The 24,614-nt window shown below is 63.2% G+C and carries 18 protein-coding genes and 1 pseudogene; 11 read left to right on the forward strand and 8 right to left on the reverse strand.

Annotated features, from left to right (window positions below; all coding sequences use genetic code 11):
• Positions 1-97 precede the first annotated feature (97 nt).
• The 7 genes and pseudogenes from J2Z17_RS14810 (at position 98) to derI (ending at position 6,839) form a co-directional block, all read left to right on the forward strand.
• The gene (locus J2Z17_RS14810) at positions 98-1,648 is read left to right on the forward strand and encodes an FGGY-family carbohydrate kinase (RefSeq protein ID WP_209946394.1); all 1,551 of its coding nucleotides are present in this window, start codon (positions 98-100) and stop codon (positions 1,646-1,648) included.
• Positions 1,649-1,702: 54 nt separating this feature from the next.
• Positions 1,703-3,214 carry a glycerol-3-phosphate dehydrogenase gene (locus tag J2Z17_RS14815; protein WP_209946396.1) on the forward strand — a complete coding sequence of 504 codons (1,512 nt, stop codon included), beginning with the start codon at positions 1,703-1,705 and terminating at the stop codon, positions 3,212-3,214.
• A gap of 3 nt (positions 3,215-3,217) precedes the next feature.
• Positions 3,218-4,153 carry a sugar phosphate isomerase/epimerase family protein gene (locus J2Z17_RS14820; protein WP_209946398.1) on the forward strand — a complete coding sequence of 312 codons (936 nt, stop codon included), beginning with the start codon at positions 3,218-3,220 and terminating at the stop codon, positions 4,151-4,153.
• Between the two features lie 106 nt (positions 4,154-4,259).
• The gene (locus tag J2Z17_RS14825; protein WP_209946400.1) at positions 4,260-5,198 is read left to right on the forward strand and encodes a sugar-binding transcriptional regulator; all 939 of its coding nucleotides are present in this window, start codon (positions 4,260-4,262) and stop codon (positions 5,196-5,198) included.
• Positions 5,199-5,279: 81 nt separating this feature from the next.
• A pseudogene (locus J2Z17_RS25235) lies at positions 5,280-5,504 on the forward strand (DeoR family transcriptional regulator); the annotation flags it as partial.
• A 97-nt stretch (positions 5,505-5,601) separates the two neighbouring features.
• On the forward strand, positions 5,602-6,381 hold the full coding sequence (locus tag J2Z17_RS14835) for a triose-phosphate isomerase (RefSeq protein ID WP_342454413.1): 780 nt from the start codon (positions 5,602-5,604) through the stop codon (positions 6,379-6,381).
• A gap of 2 nt (positions 6,382-6,383) precedes the next feature.
• Positions 6,384-6,839 (forward strand): D-erythrulose-4-phosphate isomerase, encoded by a 456-nt coding sequence (gene derI, locus J2Z17_RS14840; protein ID WP_209946407.1) that lies wholly within the window; start codon positions 6,384-6,386, stop codon positions 6,837-6,839.
• Between the two features lie 72 nt (positions 6,840-6,911).
• On the opposite strand, the gene J2Z17_RS14845 is transcribed toward derI, so the two are convergent.
• Complete coding sequence (locus J2Z17_RS14845) at positions 6,912-8,468, reverse strand: sulfatase family protein (protein WP_209946409.1); 1,557 nt, start codon at positions 8,466-8,468, stop codon at positions 6,912-6,914.
• A 290-nt stretch (positions 8,469-8,758) separates the two neighbouring features.
• Between J2Z17_RS14845 and J2Z17_RS14850 the strand changes: the two genes are divergently transcribed.
• Positions 8,759-9,808, forward strand: coding sequence for a LysR family transcriptional regulator (locus J2Z17_RS14850; RefSeq protein WP_209946411.1), 1,050 nt, complete (start codon positions 8,759-8,761; stop codon positions 9,806-9,808).
• Between the two features lie 105 nt (positions 9,809-9,913).
• On the opposite strand, the gene J2Z17_RS14855 is transcribed toward J2Z17_RS14850, so the two are convergent.
• Together J2Z17_RS14855 and J2Z17_RS14860 are read right to left on the reverse strand one after the other, a co-directional pair.
• Complete coding sequence (locus J2Z17_RS14855) at positions 9,914-10,942, reverse strand: helix-turn-helix domain-containing protein (RefSeq protein ID WP_209946413.1); 1,029 nt, start codon at positions 10,940-10,942, stop codon at positions 9,914-9,916.
• A 261-nt stretch (positions 10,943-11,203) separates the two neighbouring features.
• Positions 11,204-12,070: a D-amino-acid transaminase gene (locus tag J2Z17_RS14860; RefSeq protein ID WP_209946415.1), complete on the reverse strand. Its 867-nt coding sequence runs from the start codon at positions 12,068-12,070 to the stop codon at positions 11,204-11,206.
• Between the two features lie 367 nt (positions 12,071-12,437).
• Here J2Z17_RS14860 and J2Z17_RS14865 point away from each other — a divergent pair, with 367 nt between their 5' ends.
• The 3 genes from J2Z17_RS14865 (at position 12,438) to J2Z17_RS14875 (ending at position 19,808) form a co-directional block, all read left to right on the forward strand.
• Positions 12,438-14,939, forward strand: coding sequence for a c-type cytochrome (locus J2Z17_RS14865; protein ID WP_245224128.1), 2,502 nt, complete (start codon positions 12,438-12,440; stop codon positions 14,937-14,939).
• Positions 14,940-15,003: 64 nt separating this feature from the next.
• Complete coding sequence (locus tag J2Z17_RS14870; RefSeq protein WP_245224129.1) at positions 15,004-16,890, forward strand: GMC family oxidoreductase; 1,887 nt, start codon at positions 15,004-15,006, stop codon at positions 16,888-16,890.
• An 89-nt stretch (positions 16,891-16,979) separates the two neighbouring features.
• Complete coding sequence (locus J2Z17_RS14875; RefSeq protein ID WP_245224130.1) at positions 16,980-19,808, forward strand: patatin-like phospholipase family protein; 2,829 nt, start codon at positions 16,980-16,982, stop codon at positions 19,806-19,808.
• On the opposite strand, the gene J2Z17_RS14880 is transcribed toward J2Z17_RS14875, so the two are convergent.
• From J2Z17_RS14880 to J2Z17_RS14900, 5 genes are all read right to left on the reverse strand, one after another.
• A complete protein-coding gene (locus J2Z17_RS14880; RefSeq protein ID WP_209946418.1) occupies positions 19,779-20,582 on the reverse strand; it encodes a DUF4198 domain-containing protein in 804 nt (267 codons plus the stop codon). The genes J2Z17_RS14875 and J2Z17_RS14880 overlap by 30 nt on opposite strands.
• The gene (locus tag J2Z17_RS14885; RefSeq protein ID WP_209946419.1) at positions 20,579-21,709 is read right to left on the reverse strand and encodes a hypothetical protein; all 1,131 of its coding nucleotides are present in this window, start codon (positions 21,707-21,709) and stop codon (positions 20,579-20,581) included. The genes J2Z17_RS14880 and J2Z17_RS14885 overlap by 4 nt, the downstream gene beginning before the upstream one ends.
• A gap of 299 nt (positions 21,710-22,008) precedes the next feature.
• Complete coding sequence (locus J2Z17_RS14890) at positions 22,009-22,881, reverse strand: polysaccharide deacetylase family protein (RefSeq protein ID WP_209946420.1); 873 nt, start codon at positions 22,879-22,881, stop codon at positions 22,009-22,011.
• A 74-nt stretch (positions 22,882-22,955) separates the two neighbouring features.
• The gene (locus tag J2Z17_RS14895) at positions 22,956-23,786 is read right to left on the reverse strand and encodes an ABC transporter substrate-binding protein (RefSeq protein WP_209946421.1); all 831 of its coding nucleotides are present in this window, start codon (positions 23,784-23,786) and stop codon (positions 22,956-22,958) included.
• Between the two features lie 47 nt (positions 23,787-23,833).
• Positions 23,834-24,604: an amino acid ABC transporter ATP-binding protein gene (locus J2Z17_RS14900; RefSeq protein WP_209946422.1), complete on the reverse strand. Its 771-nt coding sequence runs from the start codon at positions 24,602-24,604 to the stop codon at positions 23,834-23,836.
• Positions 24,605-24,614 lie beyond the last annotated feature (10 nt).

Genomic DNA, 24,614 nt, shown 5'->3' on the forward strand with positions numbered 1-24,614 from the left:
TGATGCCGCGGCCGGGCGGAGGCCTATGCGAGGACAAGGGAGGGCAGCTGGTGTCAGTCTGTTTGCACATGACGATACGTCGCCTGCCGCAGGTCGAATGACGCACGCCCATCAACTCATTATCGGCATAGACGCGGGCACCTCGGTGATGAAGGCGGTCGCCTTCACGCTGTCTGGCCGCCAGCTCGCCAGTGCGTCGGTGCGCAATGCCTATGACACCGCAGACGGCGGGGCGGTTACGCAGTCGATGACCCGGACATGGGCCGATTGTGCGGCGGCCCTGAAGGCTCTGGGCGAGAAGATCGAACATCTGGCGGACCGTACGGCGGCGATTGCCGTGACCGGGCAGGGCGATGGCACCTGGCTGGTCGGAAAGGGTGATCAGCCGGTCGGCGATGCCTGGCTCTGGCTTGATGCGCGGGCAGCGCCAACCGTCACGCAGCTTTCGGCATTGAAGACGGATCGCGCCCGTTTCGAGGCAACCGGAACCGGCCTCAACACCTGTCAGCAGGGCGCCCAGATGGCGCATATGCAGAGCCGCTACCCCGAATTGCTGGGCGCTGCCGAAGCTGTCCTGCATTGCAAGGACTGGCTCTATCTGAAGCTCACGGGCGTGCGTGCCACCGATCCCTCCGAGGTCAGCTTCACCTTCGGCAATTTCCGCACGCGCGACTACGACGATGTGGTGCTCGATGCGCTGGGGCTTGCAGCCCACAAGCACCTGTTGCCGCCGGTGATCGACGGGACCCGGACTGTCCATCCCTTGACGGAAGAGGCCGCATCCGAATGTGGCTTGCTTGCCGGCACGCCGGTCAGTCTCGGCTATGTCGACATGGTGATGACGGCGCTCGGCGCCGGGGTGCGCAGTGAGGGCCTGAATGCGGCCGCGTCCGCCATCGGCTCGACCGGCGTCCATCTGCAGGCCAAGGCCGTGGAGGATGTTGTCCTCAATGCACAGAGGACCGGCTATGTCATTGCCCTGCCGATCCCCGGGATCGTCACGCAGGTGCAGACCAATATGGGCGCCACGATCAATCTCGACTGGCTGCTCAACACCGCCCAGGACCTGCTTGCCGAATTCGGTACGGCCGTTGCCTTCGACGAGCTTCTCGGGCGGGTCGACCAGTGGTTTGTCGGCACAAAGCCTTCGGACATCCTCTATCATCCGTATATCTCCGAGGCGGGCGAGCGTGGCCCCTTCGTCAATGCCAATGCACGTGCCAATTTCAGCGGCCTGTCGGTGCGCCACCGCTTCCCGGATCTGGTGCGTGCCGTCGTCGAGGGCCTCGGGCTTGCCGCCCGCGATTGCTACGACGCCATGGGTGCCCTGCCGCGGGAGGTGCGCATCAGTGGAGGCGCTGCCCGTTCCGATGCGATCCGCTCGTCGCTATCGGCGGCGATCAGGGCGCCGGTTCGCGTCAGCCAGCGCGAGGAAGCGGGGGCTGCGGGTGCGTCGATGATGGCGGCCGTGGCGATCGGCGTCTATCCGGATATGGATGCCTGTATCGCCGACTGGGTCACTCCGCATCTGGGAGCCGGCGAGCCGCCGCTTGCCGCGGACGCCGAGCGCATGCAGCGGCTTTTCGAAGCCTATCAGACAATTCGAACCGGCATCGCGCCGGCCTGGGACATCCTGGCCGCCCGTTGAACCATCCGGCCATGCGGCAAGGGCAGGCGGCGGGCGCCGACAGAGGAGCAAGACATGAGTGAGATCGAGAGCTGCGACCTTTTCGTCATTGGCGGCGGCATCAACGGTGCGGGGATTGCCCGCGACGCGGCCGGCCGTGGCCTGTCGGTCGTCCTCAGCGAGAAGGACGATCTGGCGGAAGGCACGTCATCCCGCTCCGGCAAGCTGGTGCATGGCGGTCTGCGCTATCTCGAATACTATGAGTTCCGCCTGGTGCGCGAGGCGCTGATCGAGCGCGAGGTGCTAATGAATGCCGCCCCGCACATCATTTGGCCGATGCGCTTCGTGCTGCCGCATTCGCCCGAGGATCGCCCGGCCTGGCTGGTGCGTCTCGGTCTGTTTCTCTACGACCATCTGGGCGGCCGCAAGAAGCTGCCGGGGACGCGGACGCTGGATCTGCGCCGCGATCCCGAGGGCGCGCCCTTGCTCGACAAATATACCAAGGGCTTCGAATATTCCGACTGTTGGGTCGATGACGCCAGGCTGGTGGTGCTCAATGCCGTCGATGCGGCCGAGCGCGGTGCCACCGTGCTGACCCGCAGCCCCTGCGTTTCGGCCCGCCGCGACGGCGGTTCCTGGCTCGTGACCACGCGCCACACGACGACCGGCGAGGAGCGGCAGTTCCGCGCCAAGGTTCTGGTGAATGCCGCCGGTCCCTGGGTCACCGATGTCGTCACCCGTGTTGCCGGCTCCAATTCCAGCCGCAATGTACGCCTGGTCAAGGGCAGCCACATCATCGTGCCGAAATTCTGGGAAGGTCAGAACGCCTATCTCGTGCAGAACCACGACAAGCGGGTGATCTTCATCAACCCCTACGAAGGCGACAAGGCGCTGATCGGCACCACCGACATTTCCTATGAAGGCCGTGCCGAGGACGTGACCGCCGACGAAGGCGAGATCGAATATCTGCTGAGCGCGGTCAACCGCTATTTCAAGGAGAAGCTGCGCCGCGAGGACGTGCTCACCAGCTTCTCCGGCGTGCGGCCTCTCTTCGACGACGGGCAGGGCAATCCGTCCGCGGTCACCCGCGATTATGTCTTCGATCTGGACGAGACCGGCGGGGCGCCGCTGCTCAACGTCTTCGGCGGCAAGATCACCACGTTTCGGGAGCTGGCCGAGCGCGGCCTGCACAAGCTCGACAAGTTCTTCCCCGCCATGGGCAAGGACTGGACGGAGCATGCGAGCCTGCCGGGCGGCGAGATCGAGAACGCGGATTACGAGCTTTTCCGCGAAAGGATGAAGGAAACCTATCCCTGGATGTCGCGGGCCCTGCGCAAGCATTACGGTCGGCTTTACGGCGCGCGCATCGCGCGGATTGCCGGCAATGCGACCTCGCTCGAGGGGCTTGGCCGACATTTCGGCGGTCTGCTCTACGAGGCCGAGGTCCGCTATCTCGTGGAAAACGAATGGGCACAGACCGCCGAGGACATTCTCTGGCGGCGCACCAAGCATCGGCTGCATCTGAGCGAAGCCGAGCAGGCGGCCTTTGCCGCGTGGTTTGCCGAACAGAAAGCGGAGGCGGCATAGGACATGGCACTCACCCTTTCGCTCAACACCAATCCGCTGGTCAACCGCTTTGCCGAACCCGACGATCTGATCGACACGGTTGCCCGGGACCTGAGGCTGCGCGATCTGCAGCTGACCCATGAATTCATCAATCCGAGCTGGCCGGCCTCCACCATTCGCCGGCTGACCCGCCAGATGGAGAGTGCGCTCCAGCGTACCGGTGTCCGGGTCACCTCGGGCATGACCGGTCCCTATGGTCGGCTCAACCATTTCGGCCATCCGGATGCCGATGTGCGGCGCTATTATGTCGACTGGTTCAAGACCTTTGCCGACATCATCGGCGATCTCGGCGGCACATCCGTCGGCACACAGTTCGCGATCTTCACCTACCGCGACTACGACGATCCGGAGCGCCGAGAAGACCTGATCCGAAACGCCATCGACTGCTGGGCTGAGGTGGCCGAGCACGCCAAGGGTGCCGGTCTCTCCTATGTGTTCTGGGAGCCGATGAGCATCGGCCGTGAATTCGGCGAGACGATTGCAGCATGCAGGACGCTGCAGGATCGCCTGACGGCAGCCGACATGGCCATTCCGATGTGGATGATGGCCGATATCGACCATGGCGACGTCACCTCGGACAATCCCGACGATTTCGACCCCTATGCCTGGGCGAAGGCGGTGCCGAAGGTCTCGCCGATCATCCACATCAAGCAAAGCCTGATGGACAAGGGTGGGCATCGGCCCTTCACCGCCCAGTTCAATGCCAAGGGACGCATCCAGCCCGAGCCATTGCTGAAGGCCTTTGCCGAGGGTGGCGCGGTCGACAACGAGATCTGTCTCGAACTCTCCTTCAAGGAGCGTGAGCCGAACGACCGCGAGGTTGTCCCGCAGATTGCCGAAAGCGTCGCCTTCTGGGCCCCGCATATCGACACCGGCGCTGCCGATCTGAAGGTGGGCTGAGCGATGCGCGCGGATGGCATGTCATCGACCATCGAGCACTTGCAGATCGCCGGTGCGCCGGGGCAAGGATCTTTCCTTGTTCAATCGGCAGGCAAGGTTCGGGGCAATGGCTGATCACGACGACAATCTGGCCGTTCGCGCCGCATGGCTGCATTATGTCGGCGGCCTGACCCAGGCAGCGGTTGCCAAACGGCTCGGCATCCCCTCGGTCAAGGCGCACAGACTGATCGCAAGGGCTGTGGCGGAGGGCGTGGTCAAGGTCTCGATCGACGGCGTGATTGCCGAATGTGCGGATCTGGAGGCCGAACTCTGCCGCCGCTATGGCCTTGCCTATTGCGAGGTTTCCCCCGATGTCGACGAGGACGGGCTGGCGCTGGCAACGCTTGGTCATGCGGGCGCGAATTTCCTGCGCCGCGAAATCGAGACCGGCGACAGCAAGGTGATCGGGCTCGGTCATGGCCGCACGCTCTCGGCGGCGGTCCAGCAATTGCCGCGCATTGCGGCGGGCGACAAGCGCTTCGTCTCGCTGCTCGGCGGCCTCACCCGCAACTATGCGGCCAATCCCTATGACGTCATGCACCAGCTGGCGCAAAAGACCGGCACCCAGGCCTATGTCATGCCGGTTCCCTTTTTCGCCAACACCCAGGAAGACCGCGATGTCCTTCTTGCGCAACGGGGCGTTCGCGAAGTCTTCGATCTTGCCAGCAGTGCCGACCTGAAGATCGTCGGTATCGGCACGGTCGACGGCGAGGCGCATCTGCTGAAATCCGGCATGCTGGAAAAACACGAGGTCGAGGAAATCGCGGCCCTTGGAGGCGTTGGCGAAATGCTGGGCCTGTTCTTCGACGCCAAGGGCCGGCTGCTCGAAACCTCCGTCACGCGGCGCACGTTGGCAGCCTCGCTGTCCAAGACCAGAGACGACCGGCTGGTGGCGATTGCCGGCGGGGCGCTGAAGACCGAAGCGATCAGCGCCGTGCTCTACAGCCACAGCCTGTACGGTTTGATCACCGACGAGCGCAGCGCACGCACTCTGCTAGAGCGTTGAAAGGAATGGATTTTTCCTGCCAGTACCATGGCCGCTGTGAGAAAATCACAATGTCGATGTTGCAAAAGACGCCTCTTATCGGTGCGGGAAGGAAACTGGACGGAGAAACGGGATGAACGCAGGCAGGAAATCATCAATCTTCTCGTCGAGCACCACGCGTTCGATCTGCAAGGTCCGGCCACGCGCTTTGCGGTGTCCAGCATGACGATCCGCCGCGATCTCGACGATCTGGAGGCCTCCGGGATGCTGCGCAAGGTGCGTGGCGGCGCGACGATTAATGCCGGCACCCGGTTTAGGAGCGATTTCAACGCCGTCGTCTCGGATCACCCACTGCCGCAGGACACGGTCCTTGCGCTCGAGGGACCGAGATCGTGATCGCGATTGCCAATGGAGAGGAACAGCAGTGAGCCAGGACAGATATTTTTGGGTCGGCACCAGCTGGAAGATGAACAAGACACTGCGCGAGGCGAAAGCGTTCGCCGAGGCGTTGAAGGCGGCCGATGGCGGCGCCGATCCACGCATCCAGCGCTTCGTCATCCCGCCTTTCACCATGGTGCGCGAGGTCAGGGCCATCCTTCAGGACAGTTCGGTCAAGGTCGGCGCGCAGAACATGCACTGGGCCGATGCCGGGGCATGGACCGGCGAGATCTCGCCAGCGATGCTGACCGACTGCAATCTCGATCTGGTCGAACTTGGCCATTCCGAGCGACGCGAGCATTTCGGCGAGACCGACGAAACCGTCGGGCTCAAGACCGAGGCCGCGGTCCGTCATGGCCTGACGCCGCTGATCTGCATTGGCGAAACGCTGGAGGACCGCGAGAGCGGCCGCGCGGCCGAGGTGCTGGCGGCCGAGGTGCGGGGCGCACTCTCCAGGCTTTCGGATCAGCAGAAACAGGCACCGATCCTGCTCGCCTACGAGCCCGTCTGGGCGATTGGCGAAAACGGTATTCCGGCGACTGCCGATTATGCGCAGGCACGCCATGCCGAGATTGCGCAGGTCGCCGAAGAGGTGCTCGGCCGGCGCATTCCCTGCCTCTATGGCGGATCGGTCAACCCCGGCAATTGCGAGGAACTGATCGCCTGCCCGCATATCGACGGGCTCTTCATCGGTCGTTCGGCGTGGAACGTCGACGGCTATCTCGACATCCTGGCGCGATGCGCCGCCACCCTCGGAGGTAACTGATCATGAAACTTGCCATTGCAGGCGATAGCGCCGGCGAAGGTCTCGCCAAGGTGCTGGCCGACTATCTGAAGGACAAGCACGAGGTCGACGAGATTTCGCGCACCGACCAGGGCCCGGATGCCTTCTACGCCAATCTGTCGGATCGTGTGGCGCAGCAGGTGCTGGACGGCAAATACGACCGGGCCATCCTGGTCTGTGGCACCGGCATCGGGGTCTGCATTTCCGCCAACAAGGTGCCGGGCATTCGCGCCGCCCTGACGCACGACACCTATTCGGCAGAACGCGCGGCATTGTCCAACAACGCGCAGATCATCACCATGGGGGCCCGGGTCATCGGCTCGGAAGTGGCAAAGTCGATCGCCGACGCCTATCTGTCCCAGACCTTCGACGAAAATGGCCGCTCGGCCGGAAATGTCGATGCGATCAACGAGGTCGATGCAAAATACAACAAGGCTTGAACGCCTTTTGATTAGACCCGCGCTCCGGTGACCTGGAGCGCGGGCGCAGCGCGCAGAGTGCGCCGGCGGCATTCAGGCGACGTCCGGCAGACCTGACAGAACGCTCCGGCTGTCATGCTCCGGCATGTCGCCGATCTCCGCCATCTTGGCATCGAGCTTGGACAGCATGGCGCGAAACACCTCGGCATAGGCCGGATCGGCAGCGACATTCGTCAGCTCGAACGGATCCTTGTCGCAGTCGAACAATTCCCATGCGCCGATCTCCTCGCCCTCCTCGGAGCCGATCCAGCCCATCGCCTTGTCGTACCAGTAGATCAGCTTGTAGCGCCGGTCGCGCACGCCGTAATGGGCGATCGCATTATGTATGTAGTCGCGGTTCATCCAGTAGCGGTGATAGGCGACGTCCTGCCAGGCCTCGTCGGTCTGCTGCTCGAACAGCGGCCTGAGGCTCACGCCCTGCATGTAGTTCGGGATCGGAAGTCCGGCAAAATCGAGAAAGGTCGGCGCGAAATCGACATTGGTGGCGATCTTGCGGGACTGGCTGCCCGCCGCGACGCCCGCGGGATAGCGCACCAGGAAGGGCATCTGCAGGCTCTCCTCATACATGAAGCGCTTGTCGAACCAGCCATGCTCGCCAAGAAAGAAGCCCTGGTCCGAGGTATAGATGACGATGGTGTTATCCGCCTCGCCACTGTCGTCGAGCCAGTCGAGCAGCCGTCCGACGCTTTCGTCGATCGCCTGGATGGTGCGCAGGTAACGCTGCATGTACCGCTGATACTTGAATTCGGCGAGCGCCACCGGATCGGTGAAGGTGAAATTCTCGCCGGTCAGCGCATCGACCAGCGTGACGGGCCTGCCCTCCACCACCTCCGGCACCTTTCGCATCGAGGCGCCGGGATACATCGGCGCGCCGACCTCTATCCCGCCCTCCGGCTGGACCAGCCCGAGATCGTCATAGGTCATGTCCTGGCGCACCCGCATTCTGGCCACTGCTGCCGCGTAGGCCCGCCGCGCATAGTCGTCATGGAAGGTCTCGGGCAAAGGCAGGGGGTCGGAATAGAGATGGCGGTGGCGCGGATGGGGCGAGAAATTGCGGTGCGGGGCCTTGTGATGGCACATCAGGAAAAACGGCTTTTCGGGGTCGCGGTTTTCCAGAAAGCCGAGGCTCATCTCGGTGATCAGGTCGGTGGCATAACCTTCGAGCCGCCTGTGGCCATCGGGAAAGATGAAGGTCGGGTCGAAATATTCCCCCTGGCCGGGCACGACTGCCCAGTCGTCGAAGCCCGTCGGCTCGTGCCCCTTGCCTTCGCCCAGATGCCACTTGCCGTAGATGGCCGTCTGGTAACCGCCGTGGCGAAGATGCTTGGCGACATTTGGCAGCCGGTTGTCGATATGGGTGTCGAGCGTGGTGACGCCGTTCACGTGGTTGTGCGTGCCGGTCATGATCGCCGCCCGGCTTGGCGTGCAGATCGAATTCGTCACATAGCAGCGGTCGAGCCGCATGCCGCCTTCGGCGATGCGGTCGAGATTGGGCGTCGCGTTCAGTCCCGCCCCATAGGCCGAGATCGCACGGGCGGCGTGATCATCCGACATGATGAAGAGGATGTTGGGGCGCTTCTGTTGGGTCATCGCAAGGTTCCGTCCGGTATGAGCAGGTAGGCTGGATGTTCCGCAGGGTGCTGCCTTCGGCATCGAGGTCTTCGGCGGCTGTCCGGCGGCAGGGATGATCGGATCGCAGATTGCTTAGCCGGCTACCAGATCCCCATGGCGGCCGTACGACCGGACCGTTGATGAAAGCGCGCTTCGGCCCTCCCTGCGACCCGCTGCAGCTTCGCAGGCCATAGGGACATGAATATCAGTTGAAGGAGATGCCTGACCAATGCTATTCGCGGCATGAGCGATAAAGGAATGTTATCACCATGCTCGACCGGATGAGCCTGCTGTTGCGGTTTTCCGCCATTTGCGATGCGGGCAGCCTGCGCCAGGCAGCCCAGGTGTTGAACATCACCCAGCCGGCGCTCTCGCGCTCCCTTTCCACATTGGAAGCCATCTACGGCAAGCCCCTGCTGGAACGCCATGCGCGCGGCGTGAGCCCGACCGCCTTCGGGGAGCGGTTGCTCTCCTCGGTGTCACGGCTGGCACGCGACTGGGCGCTTGCCGAGGAGCGGCTGGTGGAAGACGGCCGGATGCTGGAGGGCAAATTCAGGATCAGCGGCGGCCCGCTATGGGACAGCCTCGTTCTTCCCGATGTCATCGGTGAGCTGCAAAGGCGTTTTCCGCGGCTGACCGTAGAACTGCAATATCAGACGGGTGACGCGCTCCATGCGGCCCTGCTGGAGGGGCGTATCGATATCGCCTTCGGCGGTCTTCACCGTCTGGATCGCGGTCATGACCTGCTGGTCGCGCGGGAATTGACCCGGGTTCACGACCGCCTCGTGGCCCGCCGCGGCCATCCGATCCATGCCTGTGCGCCAGGCGACTATACTGCCCTGATCGGCATGCCCTGGGTGATCTATTCCGCCGACCCGATCTACGAGCAGCAGATCGTCCACACCCTCGTCGAACGCACCGGCGTGATGCCGAATATCATGCTCAGATGCAGTTCGCTGATGGCGACGCTACGCAGCCTGCAGAACGGCGACTACCTGACCATGCTGCCGACAAGCGATGCCGGCAATGTCTTCGGACCCGACATCCTTGCGGCCCCGATCGATATCGGCCGGCGCATTGGTCCGTCCGGCGCCCGGTATCGAAGGGTGATCGCCGATTATCCGCCTCTGACGGCCTTGCTCGACCTCTGCGAGCGTTTCATCGCCCGGCAGGCGAAGACCCATGGAGCGACGGCTGCAGGGGTTGCCACGGCCCGCGATGCCGATCCGGGCCGGATCCAGATCAACGCAGACGCGCCGGAGGCAGGGACGTGCCCAGGCACAGATTCTCCGGCGTCCAGCCGCGACAAGGGGGCTTGAGGGCTCTGGCGTTATGGCATGCCAAGAACATTCCTGGGCCAATCGGCTGACGCTGCGGGCTGTGTAACCCGGCCCGCCTGCCTGCTCCATGTCTTCGCAGGGCGACTATACCAGCCATTCCGCGAATGAACTGGCGGGCGTCGGCCGCGGCAGATGGCCGGTCATTCCGGCTGCGCGCGCCTCGCTCGGCCTGAAGCCGTATTCCGCCAGGAACTGGCGGGAAAACAGAGCCTGGTTGGTAAAGCCGTAGGCATAGGCGATTGTCGAGATGAGGCGCTGGTCCCTCGGATCCGCAATCGCCCGGCAACAGGCGGCAAGTCGCTTCTGCCGGATGAAATTGACAACCCCGCCACGCGCTTCGAACAGGTAATAGAGCTGCCTGCGGGAGATTTCGAGCGCCCGGCAGATGGAATCGGCATCGAGATCGGGCGAGCCGAGATTTTCCTGAATGTATTTGCGGGCGAGGTTCAGCCGTCCCGCGGTAATCGACACCTCCGCCTCGACAAGACTGTCGGCGGTGTTCGTCACCGCAGCGGAAAGCAGCAGCGTGAGGGTTTCGACCATCGCCGGCACCTCGGAAACCTTGAGGTTTTCCGCATACTTGTCAGCGGTCAGGATGAAATCCTTGAGGATGAGCGAAATCGGTCCCTGCAACAGCTGATGGCTGACCGAATCCAGCAGCGTGGTCAGTTCGGGATGGCGATCCCGGCTTAGAAAGATGCAGACGCTTTCGGTGCCGGTCATCTGGCCGGCGAACGAATAGGCGAGTGACTTGACGTGCAGATCCTCGGCCGAGGATTTCAGCACCCTGTCCCCCGCGGTGCAGGATACCTGACCCTTCTTGATCAGGGAGAGGCACCAGTGATCGATGCCCGATTTGGCCACATGCTTCATCTCGTGGCTATAGGTCATCGGATCCATGGTGGAGGAGACCAGGTGCATGTCACCCAGCACAAAGGCGCGCGCCCTTGCTTTAAAGCCTTGGTCCGGCGTCCCTAAAGGTTCGACATCCATCAGCGATGATACGAATTCGCGCCAGACCTCGAACTGCTGGCGCGGTGGGTGGACGTCTGTGGTGAACCGGTCCGTGCGGACGCCGTGGTTGTCAGAGCTCTGCTCGGGCTTTTCCACCATTCAGGTGCCTTTTATCAGTAATGCGCATCGACAGGGGTGCACTGTATCGACGGTATATACGGCAACTAAATGTTCCCCGTGTGTTTCAGCGTTGTAATGACTGCCGTATTTCAGTTTCTCCCGTCATTTTGGCTTGCGCGTATCTGGAAGGACACTGTCCGCTGCGGTGCCCGATCGGCAGATGACCGAATTTTACGGGTAATTCTGCCGACCGGACGGGAGCGTTGCCATCAATAGCCTGCTCCTGCAATCGCTGCTCCGCTAGGTTGCGATGGGCAGGCCGTTTTCCCGGCGATCCTTGATATAGAGATCGAGCAGCCGGCGGCCGACCGGGCCGACCGTGCCGTCGCCGATATTGGTTCCGTCCAGCGAGACGACCGGTATCAGGAAGCTCGTCGCCGAGGTGATGAAGGCCTCGGCCGCCGCCTTGGCCTCGGCGACGGTGAAGCTGCGCTCTTCGGTCTCCAGCCCGGCCCGGCGGGCGAGATCGAGGATGGAGCCACGGGTGATGCCATGCAGCAGGGCATTCGACAGGTCGCGGGTGATCAGCCGGCCCTCGCGCGAGATGATGTGGAAATTGGCCGAGCTCGCTTCGGTGACATGGCCGTTCTCGACGAACAACACGTCGTCATAACCCTCGCGGTGCGCCTCCATCTTCTCGAAGGAAGAATAGAGCAACTGCACGGTCTTGATCTGGCGTCTGGACCAGCGTCCTTCGGCGACCGTCTTCAGCGAGATGCCCTTGTTCCACTTTGGGTTGTCCAGAATGCGCTTTGCCTGCGTGAACATCACGAAGGTCGGTTCCAGCGGGTCGGGAAACAGGAAATCGCGATCCTGCGCGCCGCGCGAGACCTGGAGATAGATGAGGCCTTCGGTGATCCCGTTGCGCTGCGCGATCTGCCGGTGCAGGTCGAGCAGCGTCCCATCGTCCACCGGCATCGGTATGCCGAGAGCCTGGAGGGAGCGCTTCAGCCGCGCGGCATGGGCATCATAGTCGATCAACTTGCCGTCGATCACCCCGGTCACTTCGTAGATGGCATCGGCAAACAGGAAGCCGCGGTCGAAGACCGATATCTTCGCTTCGGCTTCGGGCAGCCATGCCCCGTTGAGATAGACCGTTCTGCTCATTGCTGAATCCTTCTTGCTACCGACCCCTGTCGGCACGTTCCTGTTCTGGCATCGCCAAAACACAGTTTCAAGCCTTTCAGACGCTTGAGGCGCATTGGAGGGAGAAGTTGCAGTCCGCTGTGGCATCCGGAGCGAAGATGATCGGATGGCTCCGTCCGGTCACGGCCCAGCCGCAACGCATGGCCTGCGTGACACCCAAAATTGTTCTGATCACCGGTCGTCGCATCGGTCGTTTTGCAACCCGTGGGTGCAGAGGGTTTATTGCAAAGTTGTCATGAACTGAAATACAACTATGACGCGATAATCAAAAAATCAATGCCCGCAATCGGGGTAGGAGGCGGCAATGGTCAGGCACAGGATCTTGTGGTTGGGTGCAGCGATCGTGATTGGCCTGGCGGCCGTCGTCGTGGTGGTCAATCTTCTGCACAAGGGACCGCAAGCTGGCCATGTCAAGGACGAGCCCATGCTGGCCGGCCGTGACCTCCAGTCCTTCCCGGCAGCCGACGAAGACTATTTCGGCCAGATGGACGGCGGCTATCGCGGGGTCAAGCTTTCGCCCGACGAGGTCAAGGGCCGCAACAACTGGATCGTCTGGACCGCCGGCAACGACCGCCTGTGGGACGAACTCACCAACTCCTCCTTCGGCACCTTCGATCTTTTAAAGACCATCTCCAGCTATCCGGGCCTGAAGGCCAATCGCGACAATCGCTGGGAGTATCTGGGCGTGGTCAATGAGCCCTGCTTCAAGAAGCCGACGGCCGGCGACGCGGACCGGTTCGGGCTCTGGCTCGACATACGCGATCCCGACTGCGCGCCGGATCCTTTCGCCAATGCCGACAAGTACAAGGGTGTCGAGATCGGCGCGCGCGGCAAGGTGATCGACAGCGCCAGCGGCAAGGTCCTGCCGGTCGGTTCGTTTTACGGCGAGCCGACCGGCATCGTGGGCCTCAGGCTTTTCCCGAACCCTGCCTTCGATGCGGATGCGGCGAAGGACTGGGACCCGGAGCGCTATTACAAGGATCCGGCCTACTATAACCGGCGCGATCTGGTGCGCCCCTACAGGGTCGGCATGGGCTGCGGCTTCTGTCATGTCGGGCCGGATCCGACCAACCCGCCGGATGATCCCAACAATCCGCAATTTGAAAACCTGTCGTCGGTGGTCGGTGCCCAGTTCTTCTGGATCGACCGGATATTCTCCTGGGATGCCGATCAGAAGAATTTCATCTTCCAGCTGGTCCATACCGCCAAGCCGGGCACGCTGGACACCTCTCTGGTTTCGACCGACTACATCAACAATCCCCGCACCATGAACGCGGTCTACATGACGCGGCAGAGGGTGGAGCTCGGTCTTCGGCTTGGTCAGGAAAAGCTCGGCGGCGGCAGCCGCGACAACCGGCAGTTTTCAGATTTCCCGGGCTATGAGGCCTTCGATGCGACCTACAAAGCACCGGACACCGTCTTCGTGCCGCATGTCCTGAAGGATGGCGCCGATTCCGTCGGCGTGTTGGGTGCGCTCAACCGCGTCTACATCAATATCGGCCTGTTCAGCGAGGAATGGCTGCTACATTTCAATCCGCTCGCCGGCGGCAAGCCGGTGTCGCCGATCCGCATCGTCGACGGTCGCAAGAATTCCGTCTACTGGCAGGCGACCGAGGAGCAGACGCCTTTCGTTGCCCAGTTCTTCCTCAACAAGGATGTCGGCGCGCCGCACAAGCTGGCCGAGGCGCCGGATGCCGAGCAATATTTGACGGCCGACGAGACGGTCGTCACGCGCGGCAAGGAAATCTTCGCCGAGAATTGCGCGGCCTGTCATTCGTCCAAGCAACCGGCATTTCCGCCAGAAGCCGACCCGCGCAACAGCGCCGGGCCGGACTATATGAAGCGCTGGGACGCCTACTGGGCCTATGTCCAGACCCCGACCTACAAGCAGGCGATGCGCGAGATCGCTCTCCAGCCCGACTTCCTCGATGATAATTACCTGTCTACGGAGATGCGGGTGCCGGTGACGCTGCTTGCCACCAATGCCTGCTCGCCGCTTGCGACCAACGGGATCGCGGGCAATATCTGGGACAACTTCTCGTCCCAAAGCTACAAGGACCTGCCGTCGGTCGGCACGATCACGGTCAAGGACCCGTTCTCCGGCGCGCCGATGGACTACAAGATGCCGGCCGGGGGGCGGGGCTATACGCGCCCGGCAACGCTTGCAAGCCTCTGGTCGACGGCGCCCTATCTGCTCAACAACAGCGTCGGGCCGGACATGCCCTACGCGACACCCAATCCGACGGTGGCCTATCGCATGGAGGCCTTCGACAAAAGCATCCGGGAAATGCTGTGGCCGGAGTTGCGCCGCAAGGACACAGTGCTCGGCGATGCCGGCGTCGGCGAGATCTACCGCACGACGGAGACCTCCTATCTGTCGATTGCCGGCGGCTACCTGCCGGACAAGCTGGCGGTTCTGGCCTCGCCACTGGAGCGCTGGCTGCCGTGGCTGTTCGGCGACGGCGGGATCCGGATCGGGCCGATCCCTAAGGGAACGCCGGTCAACATCCTGTCCAACCTCAATCTGCGTCTCGACAATGCCGGTACGGCGGAAAACGTCGCGAACGATGCCAAGCTCCTGAAGCTGCTGATCGAGATCAAGAAGGACCTGAAGGAACTCGGCGGCAATGCCAGCGACGCCGACGCGCTGAAGGTCTTCGCCAACCTGAAGGAACCTCTGCTCGAACTCAGCAAATGCCCGGATTTCGAGGTGAATCGCGGCCATTATTTCGGCACCGGGCAGGTTCCGACGATCGCCGGCATACCAGGTCCTGAGGGCCTGAGCGACAGCGACAAGGAAGCCCTGATCGCCTTCCTGAAGATGCTCTGACATGCGGGCGGGACGCTGAAGCGGACCCGCCTTTTCTCGACCTCGGGACAGTAAGGGGGAATGGATGATGGCCGCAGGCCCCGCCAGCGAAGCGCAATATGACTATATCGTCGTCGGCTCGGGTGCCGGTGGCGGCACTCTGGCGGCGCGCCTGGCCGAAGCGGGCGCCCGCGTCCTCCTGATCGAGGCCGGCGGCGACCCGCGCCAGCTGCAGGGCAGCGATCCGGCCTATCCGGACCAGAACCGTCTGCCCGACGATTACGACGTTCCCGTCCTCCACCCCTTCGCGTCTGAAAACACCGGCCAGCGCTGGGAGTTCTTCGTGCGCCACTATAACAGCCAGCAGCTGCAGGAGCGCGATCCGAAATTCGTGCCGGAGGAAAACGGTATATTCTATCCGCGCGCCGGCACGCTCGGCGGCTGCACGGCCCACAATGCGCAGATTTTCGTCTATCCGCACAATGAGGACTGGGACTACATCGCCGAACTGACAGGCGACGACAGCTGGAACCGCGACGCCATGCGCAAGATCTTCCAGCGCATGGAAAACTGCGAACACCGGTTTTTTCTCTACCGATGGCTGGCAAAGCTCGGACTGGACTGGACGCGGCACGGCTGGAACGGCTGGCTGACGACGCAGAAGGCGGTGCCGATCCGGGCATTGGGTGACGAGGGGCTCGTCGCCACGATCTTCGACAGCGCGGCCAAGGCGATCAAGGAGCAGCCGAACCAGGAGGAGGGGCTGGACTGGTTTGTAGAGAGCCAAGGCGATCCCAACGACTGGCGGCTCGTCAGCAGCAATGCTACGGGCCTGCGCTATCCGCCGCTCACCAACCGCAATCACCAGCGCATCGGTTCGCGCGAGCGCGTGCTGGAGGTTAAGGCCCGCCACCCGGACCGGCTGACGCTCGCCCTCCATACGCTTGTGACCCGCGTGCTCTTCGACGACCACAACAGGGCCGTCGGCGTCGAGATCATGGAAGGGGAGCGCCTCTATCGTGCCGCGTGGCAGCCGAGCGAGACCGAGCCTGAGCGCAAGGCGGTCTATTGCGCCAAGGAAGTCATCCTGTCGGGCGGTGCCTTCAACACGCCCCAGCTTCTGATGCTGTCGGGAATAGGCCCGAAGGCGGAGCTGGAAAAGCACGGCATTGCGGTGCGTGTCGATCTGCCGGGCGTCGGCCTCAACATGCAGGACCGTTACGAGGTCGGGGTCGTCAACGAGATGAACCGGGACTGGGAAGTGCTGACGGGCGCCAAATTCGCGGCCGGCGATCCGCAATATGGCGAATGGAGCCGCCGCCGCCACGGCGTCTACACGACCAATGGCGCGATCCTTGCGGTGATCAAGCGTTCGCTGCCCGAGCGCCCGCTGCCGGACCTTTTCTGCTTCGGGCTGCTGGGGTTGTTCAAGGGATATTTCCCGGGCTATTCGGCGCTGTTTCCGGCCCATCTGAACTACCTGACCTGGGCGATCCTGAAGGCGCATACGGTCAACACGGCCGGCACCGTCACGCTGCGGTCCGCCGATCCGCGCGACCCGCCGCAGATCGACTTTCGCTACTTCGAGGAAGGCAATGACGAAAACGGCGCCGACCTCGATTCGGTCGTCGCCGGCATCAAGTTCGTGCGCACGATGACGGCCAAGCTGATGAAGAAGGGGCTGATCGTGAAGGAGCATCTCCCGGGTGTCGAGGTCCAGACCGATGCACAGCTCAAACAGTTCGTCCGCGATCATGCCTGGGGCCATCATGCCTCCTGCACCTGCTCGATCGGACCGCGCGACCGCCTGGGCGTGCTCTCGGGCGATTTCAAGGTGCATGGGGTGAGCGGCCTCAGGGTCGTGGATGCGAGCGTGTTTCCCCGCATCCCCGGCTTCTTCATCGTCAGTGCCGTCTACATGGTCGGCGAGAAGGCCGCCGATGTCATCATCAAGCAATCGGGCATCGTCTGAGGGTGGGAGAACAGTCGATGTGGTGGGACGTCATCCGGTCTTACGTGGCAGCTGAAATGCCTCCGGTGGCCAGGTCGATCGATACGTCGATGCTCCTGCGCCAGGAGGCCCAGGAGATCGAGGGTGTCAGCATTCCAGCCGGCCTCGACACGGTGGAGCTCAATCGCGCACTCAATGGTCTCGATCGAACGGCTTTGTGCATCTCGGGCGGGGGGATCCGCAGCGCCACATTCGCACTCGGCGTCATGCAGGCGCTTGCCACCTATCCGCGCGATGCCGCAGGCGAGCCGGCCCGACCGGAGGCATCCCTGCTCGGTCGCTTTCGCTATCTGTCCACCGTCTCCGGCGGCGGCTATATCGGCAGCTGGCTTTCCGCATGGTTGAGCCGTCAGAGCTTTGACCGGGTCCAGGCGCAATTGACGCAACGGCCTGACGGTCCCGATCGCGAGCCGTTGCCGATCTGCAATCTGCGCCGCGACAGCAATTATCTGACGCCGAAGGTCGGCCTGACGTCGGCAGACACCTGGACGGCGGCGACGATCGTGGTCAGAAACCTGACGCTGGTCTGGCTGCTCGTGGTCTCGGCCCTGGCCAGCCTGCTGCTGGCGCTCAAGTGGGTCCTGGTGACGCTTACCTTTGTCGGCGCCACGGGGCCGTTTGCAGAACACTACTATACCCATGCCGGGCTGCTGGCGGCCGGAACGCTGCTGCTGATGCTCGGCCAGCGGTATACGCTGGTCAATTACGCCCAAGGCGATGCGGGCGGCAATCAGTCGGAATTCATACGATGGGATCTGCTGTTTGCCATCTTCGGCGCCGCGCTTTTGACCACATGGGCGATATTGCCGATCGGCGTGCAGAAATGGGCGCCCGATACGCTGAATGTGATGCTGGTCGGTCCGACCATCTTCATCGCCAGCGGACTGCTGTCCTATCCCGCGCATCGCGGTCAGCCGCATAGCCCCTTGTTGCGCCTGATCCGCTGGGCCTTTGCCGGTGTCGTCTGGTCCGCGGTCATCCTTGCCGGCATCCATCTCTTCGTCGGGATCGATTATGCACCGGCCCGGCTTCTGACGCTTGCCGTGCTCGGCCCGCCCTGGTTCCTGATGGCGCAGGTGACGGCGGAAACCGTCTATGTCGCCGAAACCAGCACGGAAACCCGCTCCGACGCGCAGCGGGAATGGTTTGCAAGGGCCGCAGGCTGGTTCGTCGCAGCCGGCGTGTTCTGGACGGTCTCGACGATACTTGGCCTTCTCGGCTCCCGGCTGGCAGACCTGCTGCGCAGCGAAACCAACCTGCTCTACCATTCCCTGATCGGCGGTAGCCTCGCGGCGACGGCGACCATGGGCCTGCTCGGCGGCCGCAAGGACAATCCCCAGGTGGTGAGCGGCCTGACCAGACTCGGGAAATTCATCCAGCTGGCCGGCGGCCAGGCCTTTCTCGCGCTGGTGCTGATCATTCTTTCAGCGCTGCTCGATTATATCGTGCTCGGGACGTCGCTGCTGGAAGTGCTGCTGGCCCCGGTCAAGAGCGTGGGCACGACGATCGCCGACAAGGATACCGGCCTCGACACCCTGTTGTTCGGCAGGAAGATCGATGTGATCGGCGATGCCGGCAATCTGGTCCCATTGTTGTTTCAGGTTTTCATCCTGACGGCACTCATCGCCTGGGTCGTGTCGCGAACGGTCAATATCAACCGTTTCTCGCTGCACGACCTCTATCGCAACAGATTGGTGCGCGCCTATCTCGGCGCCACCCATGCCGACCGCCAGCCCAACCCGTTCACCGGCTTCGACCTCCACGACAATCCGCTGATGCATGAGCTCTGGCCGCAGCAGGGAGTGGACCGCAACCGGCAGCCGATCGGGCGCCTGTTCCACGTGGTCAATTGCACCTTGAACGTGGTCTCGACCCGCAACAATGCCTGGCAGCAGCGCAAGGCCATGTCCTTCGTCGTCACGCCGCGCCATGCCGGAGCGGCGGATCTGTGCCCGCGCACGCCGCAGGGGTTTCGCGGCGCCTACCAGCCCTCTGCGCAATATGGCGGCAAGCAGGGCATATCGCTGGGCACGGCCATGGCGGTCTCCGGTGCCGCGGCCAATCCCAATATGGGCTATAACTCGGCGCCCTCCATCACCCTGCTGTTTGCCCTTTTCAACGTGCGGCTCGGCTGGTGGCTCGCCAATCCGGGCCCGAATGGCCGCCGCTTCTGGCAATTGAGCGGTCCGCGCCAGGCCTTGGTGCCATGGCTGCAGGAGGCGTTCGGCCAGACCACGGCAGACCGCGCCTATGTCAATCTCTCCGATGGCGGCCACTTCGAAAACCTGGCGCTCTATGAAATGGTGCGGCGGCGCTGCCGGCTGATCGTGTTGTCGGATGCCGGTTGCGACCCGGACTTCACCTTTGCCGATCTGGGCAATGCGGTGCGCAAGATTCATATCGATCTCGGCGTCTGCCTGACCTTTCCCGAGCTCGACCAGCTGAAGCCACGCATCCTTTCGGGCGAACCGCCGGATTTCGGGCCCTATTGCACGGTCGGGCGGATACACTACCGGGATGCCGATGGGGGCGGCGAGGATGGCTATGTCCTCTATATCAAGCCCGGCTATCACGGCACCGAAGGCGCGGGCATCTGTGCCTATGCCAATGAAAGCCCGACCTTCCCGCATGAAAGCACGGCTGACCAGTGGTTCAGCGAATCCCAGTTCGAGAGCTATCGCTCGCTCGGCTTCGAGATCGTCGACACACTTCTGGCGGGTGTCGGCCCTTTGCCACCGGACGCGACCCTGCTGCAGATCGTGCAGGCCGTGGAGCGTCAGATAGCCGGGTCGCCGGAGCGTGCAGCGGCCGATGAGGAGGGCGACAAGCCGGTGAAGGCCGCGAAGACGTCACGGACCAGGCTTCAGAAAGGTGAGTGAGGCCCAGTGGCTTTCCCAGTCATGGGCGCTGAACCAGCCGGCGCGTTGCATCCATACCGATTGCAGCAGCCAGACGCCGCCCGCCAGCGGCAGGTTGAAACGGCCGTCCCGGTCGCTGCGAACGCGGAGCGCCGACTTCGGCGTCGCGCGATTGCGGGCAATCACGAGACAGCCGGCAAGCGGCGTGCCGTTCCAGAGAACCCGGCCGCGCAATCCCGGCCGGCGTTCTTGCGTCGGGTCGCTGTCGGGCACCAGTTCCAGCTGCTGGTCTGAGGCCTCGGTCGCAACCGGGCTCGCCGCAATTCCCGTCAGCAGCGCCTTGGCATGGCGGTGAAAGATCTCCCGGCCCGGAGACCGCATCTTGCCCTGCAGGGCGCGGTAGTCGATCACCCACTCCAGCCCGTAGGCCAGGAGATAGGCCTCGAACGGATCGGCCTGCATTTGAACCTTCCCGCCACCGCCATCGAAGACGATCTCCTGTGTCCGTCTGTCGTCTGCCACGATCGTTCCGGCCGGCGTGAGCCCGTCGGCGCCGGCGATCTCCCGTGATCCGCCCGCCCCGTCCATCAGCTTGAACCTGTCGATGGTCGCCGAATTGCGCGGCACCGGCTCGCCGGCAAACTGCTGACCGAAGCGCAGGTCGACCGAAACGGCCGTCCCGCCCTTTGGGGCAAAGCTCGACGGCTCGATCCAGAAATCATGGGCGACAAGCGGGGCCGGGGGAATCAGCAGGGCCAGCGACAGCAAGGCTGTAGGCCCGGCGCTCGCGGTCACGTCGCGGCCCTGTGTCCGTGCTGCCGGACCCGACGCCAGATATTTCGCACCAGGACATGCAGGACCTCCACCAGCACCCAGGAGAGCAGGATGAAGATGATGGCAATCACGACGAGATAGGGGGTCAGCGAACGCGTCGGCGGTGCCGGTGGCGCCTTGTCCGGCCAGGGTTCGGCCAGGTAGGGAAAGTCCGGCAGGAACGGCTTGTCGTTGACGGTCGAACGCGGAAAGCCGCCTTCGATGAAGGCGATGTCCTGCAGCAGGCAGTCGCCGAAGGCGCAGGTCTGTGCCACCACGTCGTCGCCCAGTTGCCGACCGTTCGGATAGCCGGGTGCAAAACGGTCGCTATAGATCATCACATCCGGCTGGTTGTCGTATTTGCGCAGCAGGAAGGTCGTTTCCATCAGCTCGCCGAAGGCTGCCGACCACCATTCCTTGTTGCCCTTCAGGAAATTGTAGATCTTCGTCGTCCGGGCGGAATGCTCGACCAGTGCCGGCACTTGCCGGTCCGGGGCGATCGTGTTCAAAAAGCCGAAGCGCGGCAATTGGGTGCGGATCGAGCGTCCCACATGGTCGATCTGCTCACCGTCCCGCGATGTCGTGCCCCACAGGATGAAATCCTGCTGACCGTCGGGAAAGGCGTTGCGCGGCAGGCTCAGGGCCATCGAGACGACGTTGACGCCGAAAAAGCGCGGAAAGGTGAACGGGTCGTCGCGCACGCCGAAAAAGCTGCGGATGTCGCCGGTGTTTTCGAGCCCCTCGTATTCCACGCTTTTCAGACTGGCGTCGTTGTTCAGCCTGATCCTGATGGTCGCGTCGGCATGCAGCTTGGCCGGTTCGCTGACCGTTCCGCCATAGCGGGCCGTGTTGGCCGGATCGGTGAAATCGACCGGCGTGGAGAGGTCCAGCTTGATCTCATAGAGATAGGGTTCGAGAGAGTAAGGCGCAGGCACGGTCAGCGCGCGGCGCACATTGAAGATCAGGATCAGCCTGTCGTCCTTGGGAAACAGGAACAGGCCGGTGATATTGGACTCAGGCCCCATCAGATTGGTCGGATCCGCATGGTCTGATGCCCTTGCCGACGGGCTGAGGCCCAGGACGAGCAGGGCGACCGTTGCAAGCAGCATCGCGACCCATGCGATCGATCGGCCTGGCTTTTGCCGGACAAGGCCTCTGTTGCCTGCATTGAGGCCGTGTCGCATCTCCCCCGACAAAACAGGTTCCGCTCCGGTTGTCAGCCCGGACTTCGACCCACAAGATCTGCGCGCCGTCATGTGTCGCCCTCACAACCAATGAGATAATAATTTATAAATCACATCATAAGGTAGTGGTAATGCATGAGGGGGCGGCTTGGCAATATGCCTGAAGTCTTGGCGCGCAAATATTTAAGGCGCACAACCAGTGAGGGTGTGTTGATGGAGCGTGTCTACGCCGCCGGCCGCTCGATCGTTTCGAAGTGCTGGGCGATGTCGCGTCCGGTGGCGATCCAGACGTCGCCCTTCTGCTGTACGTGGCGGAGGAAATCGCGCAGCAGAAACCAGCGCATCGGTCGCCCGGACACTTGCGGGTGGAGAACCAGCGTGGTGACGCCGCCCCAGGCATGGGTGGCCTCGAATTCATCGATCCACAGCTGCAGCACGGCGTCGCGGCCAAAGATCGGGCGCGGGCTGGTGCGCGCGGTCATGCCGAAATTCCAGTCGTCGAAGGCAAAGTTGACGGGGATCTCGACGAGCCCCTTCGCCCCGTCGGCAGACGCATGGCGGTAGGGCAGGATATCGTCGCGGAACGACGACGAATAGCGGATGCCCGACTTGGCCAGATGGGCGAGCAGCTCCGGGAAATTTTCGCCGGACGGCGCCCGGTAGCCGACGGGACGCACGCCGAGCGCTGCCTCCAATGCCTCGAAGCCGCGATCGATCTCTTCGAAGGCTTCCTCGAGCTTCGTGCGGTCCGGCATCTTGTGCAGATAGCCGTGATGGCCGATTTCATGGCCTGCATCGAGGATCCGCTTGCAGAGGTCGCGGTGGGCAAGTGCGGTCCACCCCGGCGTGAAGAAGGTGGCCTTGAGCGCCAGTTCGTCCATCAGGTCGAGAATCTTCGCGATCCCCACCCGCGCGTCGTAGCCACCGTGCGACGTGGTGACCATGCGGTCGACATTGGCAGGCGTGTTTCCGATCCAGGCCGTCTCGGCATCGACATCGAAGCCGATGAAAAGCGCGCTGCGGGCGCCATTCGGCCAGGTCATGGCCGGTGCCGGCGCTGCCGGATTGAGGGGGCGGGGCGAAAGGTCGTATGTCATGGGTCCTGCCTCGGGACCAGCAGCCCCGACCTTGGAATGAAGAGCCCCGGCGGATGGGCCGGGGCTCGCAATCGTTACTTCCGGGCTTCACCGTTGATGTAGATGCCGTCCAGCATCGCGCCTTCGAGACCCCATTTGGTGAAGATCTTCTTGTATTCGCCGTTCTCCATCAGCGCCTTCAGGCCGTCGATATAGGCGTCACGCAGCTCCGGCTTCGTCTTGTCGAAGCCGATGCCCTGATAGACGGCGGTGTAGGGTTCGCCGATGGTGAAGAAGGCGCCCTTGTCGACGCTCATCAGATAGGGGAGGGTTTCCGAACCCTGCACGGCGGCATCGACGCGGCCCTGCTTCAGCTGGGTGCGGGCATCGGCCGAACCCTCGGTGCCGACGACCTTGATGGCCGGCAGACCCTTGGCTTCGCAGTTGGCAGCGCTCCACTTCGCCGTCTCGTCCGGGAACGAGGTGCGGCGGCTCATGCCGATGGTCTTGCCGCAAAGATCGGTCGGCTGCTTGAACTCGTCCTTGTGGGCGGTGGTCGAGTAGAACTGCGCACCCGACTTCATGTAGTCGAGAAAATCCAGGGCATCGCGGCGTTTCGGCAGGTCGCTCATGCCGGATTCGATCAGGTCCACGCGGCCGGTGGTCAGCGAGGAGATCATCTGCTCGAAGCCGATATCCGACCATTCGACCTCGATGCCGAGCTGCTTGGCAAGCGCCGTGCCGAGGTCGATGTCGAGACCCATCAGTTCGTTGGTCGCGGGGTCGCGATACTCCATCGGCGGGTAGTTCGGCGTGTTGGCGACGACCACCTTGCCGGCCGCCTTGATGTTGTCCGGCAGTTCGGCGGCCAGCGCCGTGCCGCTGGCGGCAAGCGCCATGGCGAGCGTGAGAAGTGTCTTGTTCATCGGGTTCCCCTTTTTAAGGTTTTTGGAGTGGAAGCGAGGGTTGAGGATCAGGTCTGGACCGCCTTGATGAATTCGGCGGTTCTGGCATTTTTCGGGGCGCCGAGAACCTCGGCTGCCGGTCCGGTCTCGACCACCTTGCCGGCCTCCATGAAGGTCACGGTATCGGCGACATTGCGGGCGAAGCCCATTTCATGGGTGACGACAATCATCGTCATGCCGGAGGTGGCGAGATCGCGCATCACATCGAGCACTTCCGACACAAGCTCGGGGTCGAGCGCCGAGGTCGGCTCGTCGAACAGGATCATGTCGGGCCGCATGCCCATGGCGCGGGCAATCGCCACACGCTGCTGCTGGCCGCCCGAAAGCGCCGAAGGGTAGTGATCCTGCTTGTCGGAAAGTCCGACCCGCTCCAGCAGGCGCTTGGCCTCCGCGCGGGCCTTTTCCGGCGGCTCGCCGAGCACGTGCACCGGACCCTCGATGATGTTCTCGAGCGCCGTCATGTGCGGGAACAGGTTGAAGCGCTGGAACACCATGCCGATTCGCCGGCGCTGGCGCGCCACGTCCGCATCGGAGATCTCGTAGAGCTTGTCGCCGTCGCGGCGATAGCCGATCAGCTCGTCATTGACCCATATGCCGCCGCCATCCATGCGCTCCAGCAGGTTCAGACAGCGCAGAAGCGTGCTCTTGCCCGAGCCGGACGGGCCGATGATGCAGCCCACCTCGCCGCGCCGGACCTCGAAATTGACCTTGTCCAGGGCGAGGAAGTCGCCGAACCGCTTGGTGACGTCGACCGCCTTGACGATGATCTCGGAGTTCATGGCCTTCTCC

It is taken from the genome of Heterorhizobium halophytocola (assembly GCF_017873095.1).
GTDB lineage: Bacteria > Pseudomonadota > Alphaproteobacteria > Rhizobiales > Rhizobiaceae > Allorhizobium > Allorhizobium halophytocola.

Bases quoted from the DNA above. Each gene is read 5' to 3' on its own strand.
- J2Z17_RS14810 (WP_209946394.1), top strand. From the start codon at position 98: ATGACGCACGCCCATCAACTCATTATCGGCATAGACGCGGGCACCTCG.
- J2Z17_RS14815 (WP_209946396.1), top strand. From the start codon at position 1,703: ATGAGTGAGATCGAGAGCTGCGACCTTTTCGTCATTGGCGGCGGCATC.
- J2Z17_RS14820 (WP_209946398.1), top strand. From the start codon at position 3,218: ATGGCACTCACCCTTTCGCTCAACACCAATCCGCTGGTCAACCGCTTT.
- J2Z17_RS14825 (WP_209946400.1), top strand. From the start codon at position 4,260: ATGGCTGATCACGACGACAATCTGGCCGTTCGCGCCGCATGGCTGCAT.
- derI (WP_209946407.1), top strand. From the start codon at position 6,384: ATGAAACTTGCCATTGCAGGCGATAGCGCCGGCGAAGGTCTCGCCAAG.
- J2Z17_RS14845 (WP_209946409.1), bottom strand. From the start codon at position 8,468: ATGACCCAACAGAAGCGCCCCAACATCCTCTTCATCATGTCGGATGAT.
- J2Z17_RS14850 (WP_209946411.1), top strand. From the start codon at position 8,759: ATGCTCGACCGGATGAGCCTGCTGTTGCGGTTTTCCGCCATTTGCGAT.
- J2Z17_RS14855 (WP_209946413.1), bottom strand. From the start codon at position 10,942: ATGGTGGAAAAGCCCGAGCAGAGCTCTGACAACCACGGCGTCCGCACG.
- J2Z17_RS14860 (WP_209946415.1), bottom strand. From the start codon at position 12,070: ATGAGCAGAACGGTCTATCTCAACGGGGCATGGCTGCCCGAAGCCGAA.
- J2Z17_RS14870 (WP_245224129.1), top strand. From the start codon at position 15,004: ATGATGGCCGCAGGCCCCGCCAGCGAAGCGCAATATGACTATATCGTC.
- J2Z17_RS14875 (WP_245224130.1), top strand. From the start codon at position 16,980: ATGCTCCTGCGCCAGGAGGCCCAGGAGATCGAGGGTGTCAGCATTCCA.
- J2Z17_RS14885 (WP_209946419.1), bottom strand. From the start codon at position 21,709: ATGCTGCTTGCAACGGTCGCCCTGCTCGTCCTGGGCCTCAGCCCGTCG.
- J2Z17_RS14890 (WP_209946420.1), bottom strand. From the start codon at position 22,881: ATGACATACGACCTTTCGCCCCGCCCCCTCAATCCGGCAGCGCCGGCA.
- J2Z17_RS14895 (WP_209946421.1), bottom strand. From the start codon at position 23,786: ATGAACAAGACACTTCTCACGCTCGCCATGGCGCTTGCCGCCAGCGGC.
- J2Z17_RS14900 (WP_209946422.1), bottom strand. From the start codon at position 24,604: ATGAACTCCGAGATCATCGTCAAGGCGGTCGACGTCACCAAGCGGTTC.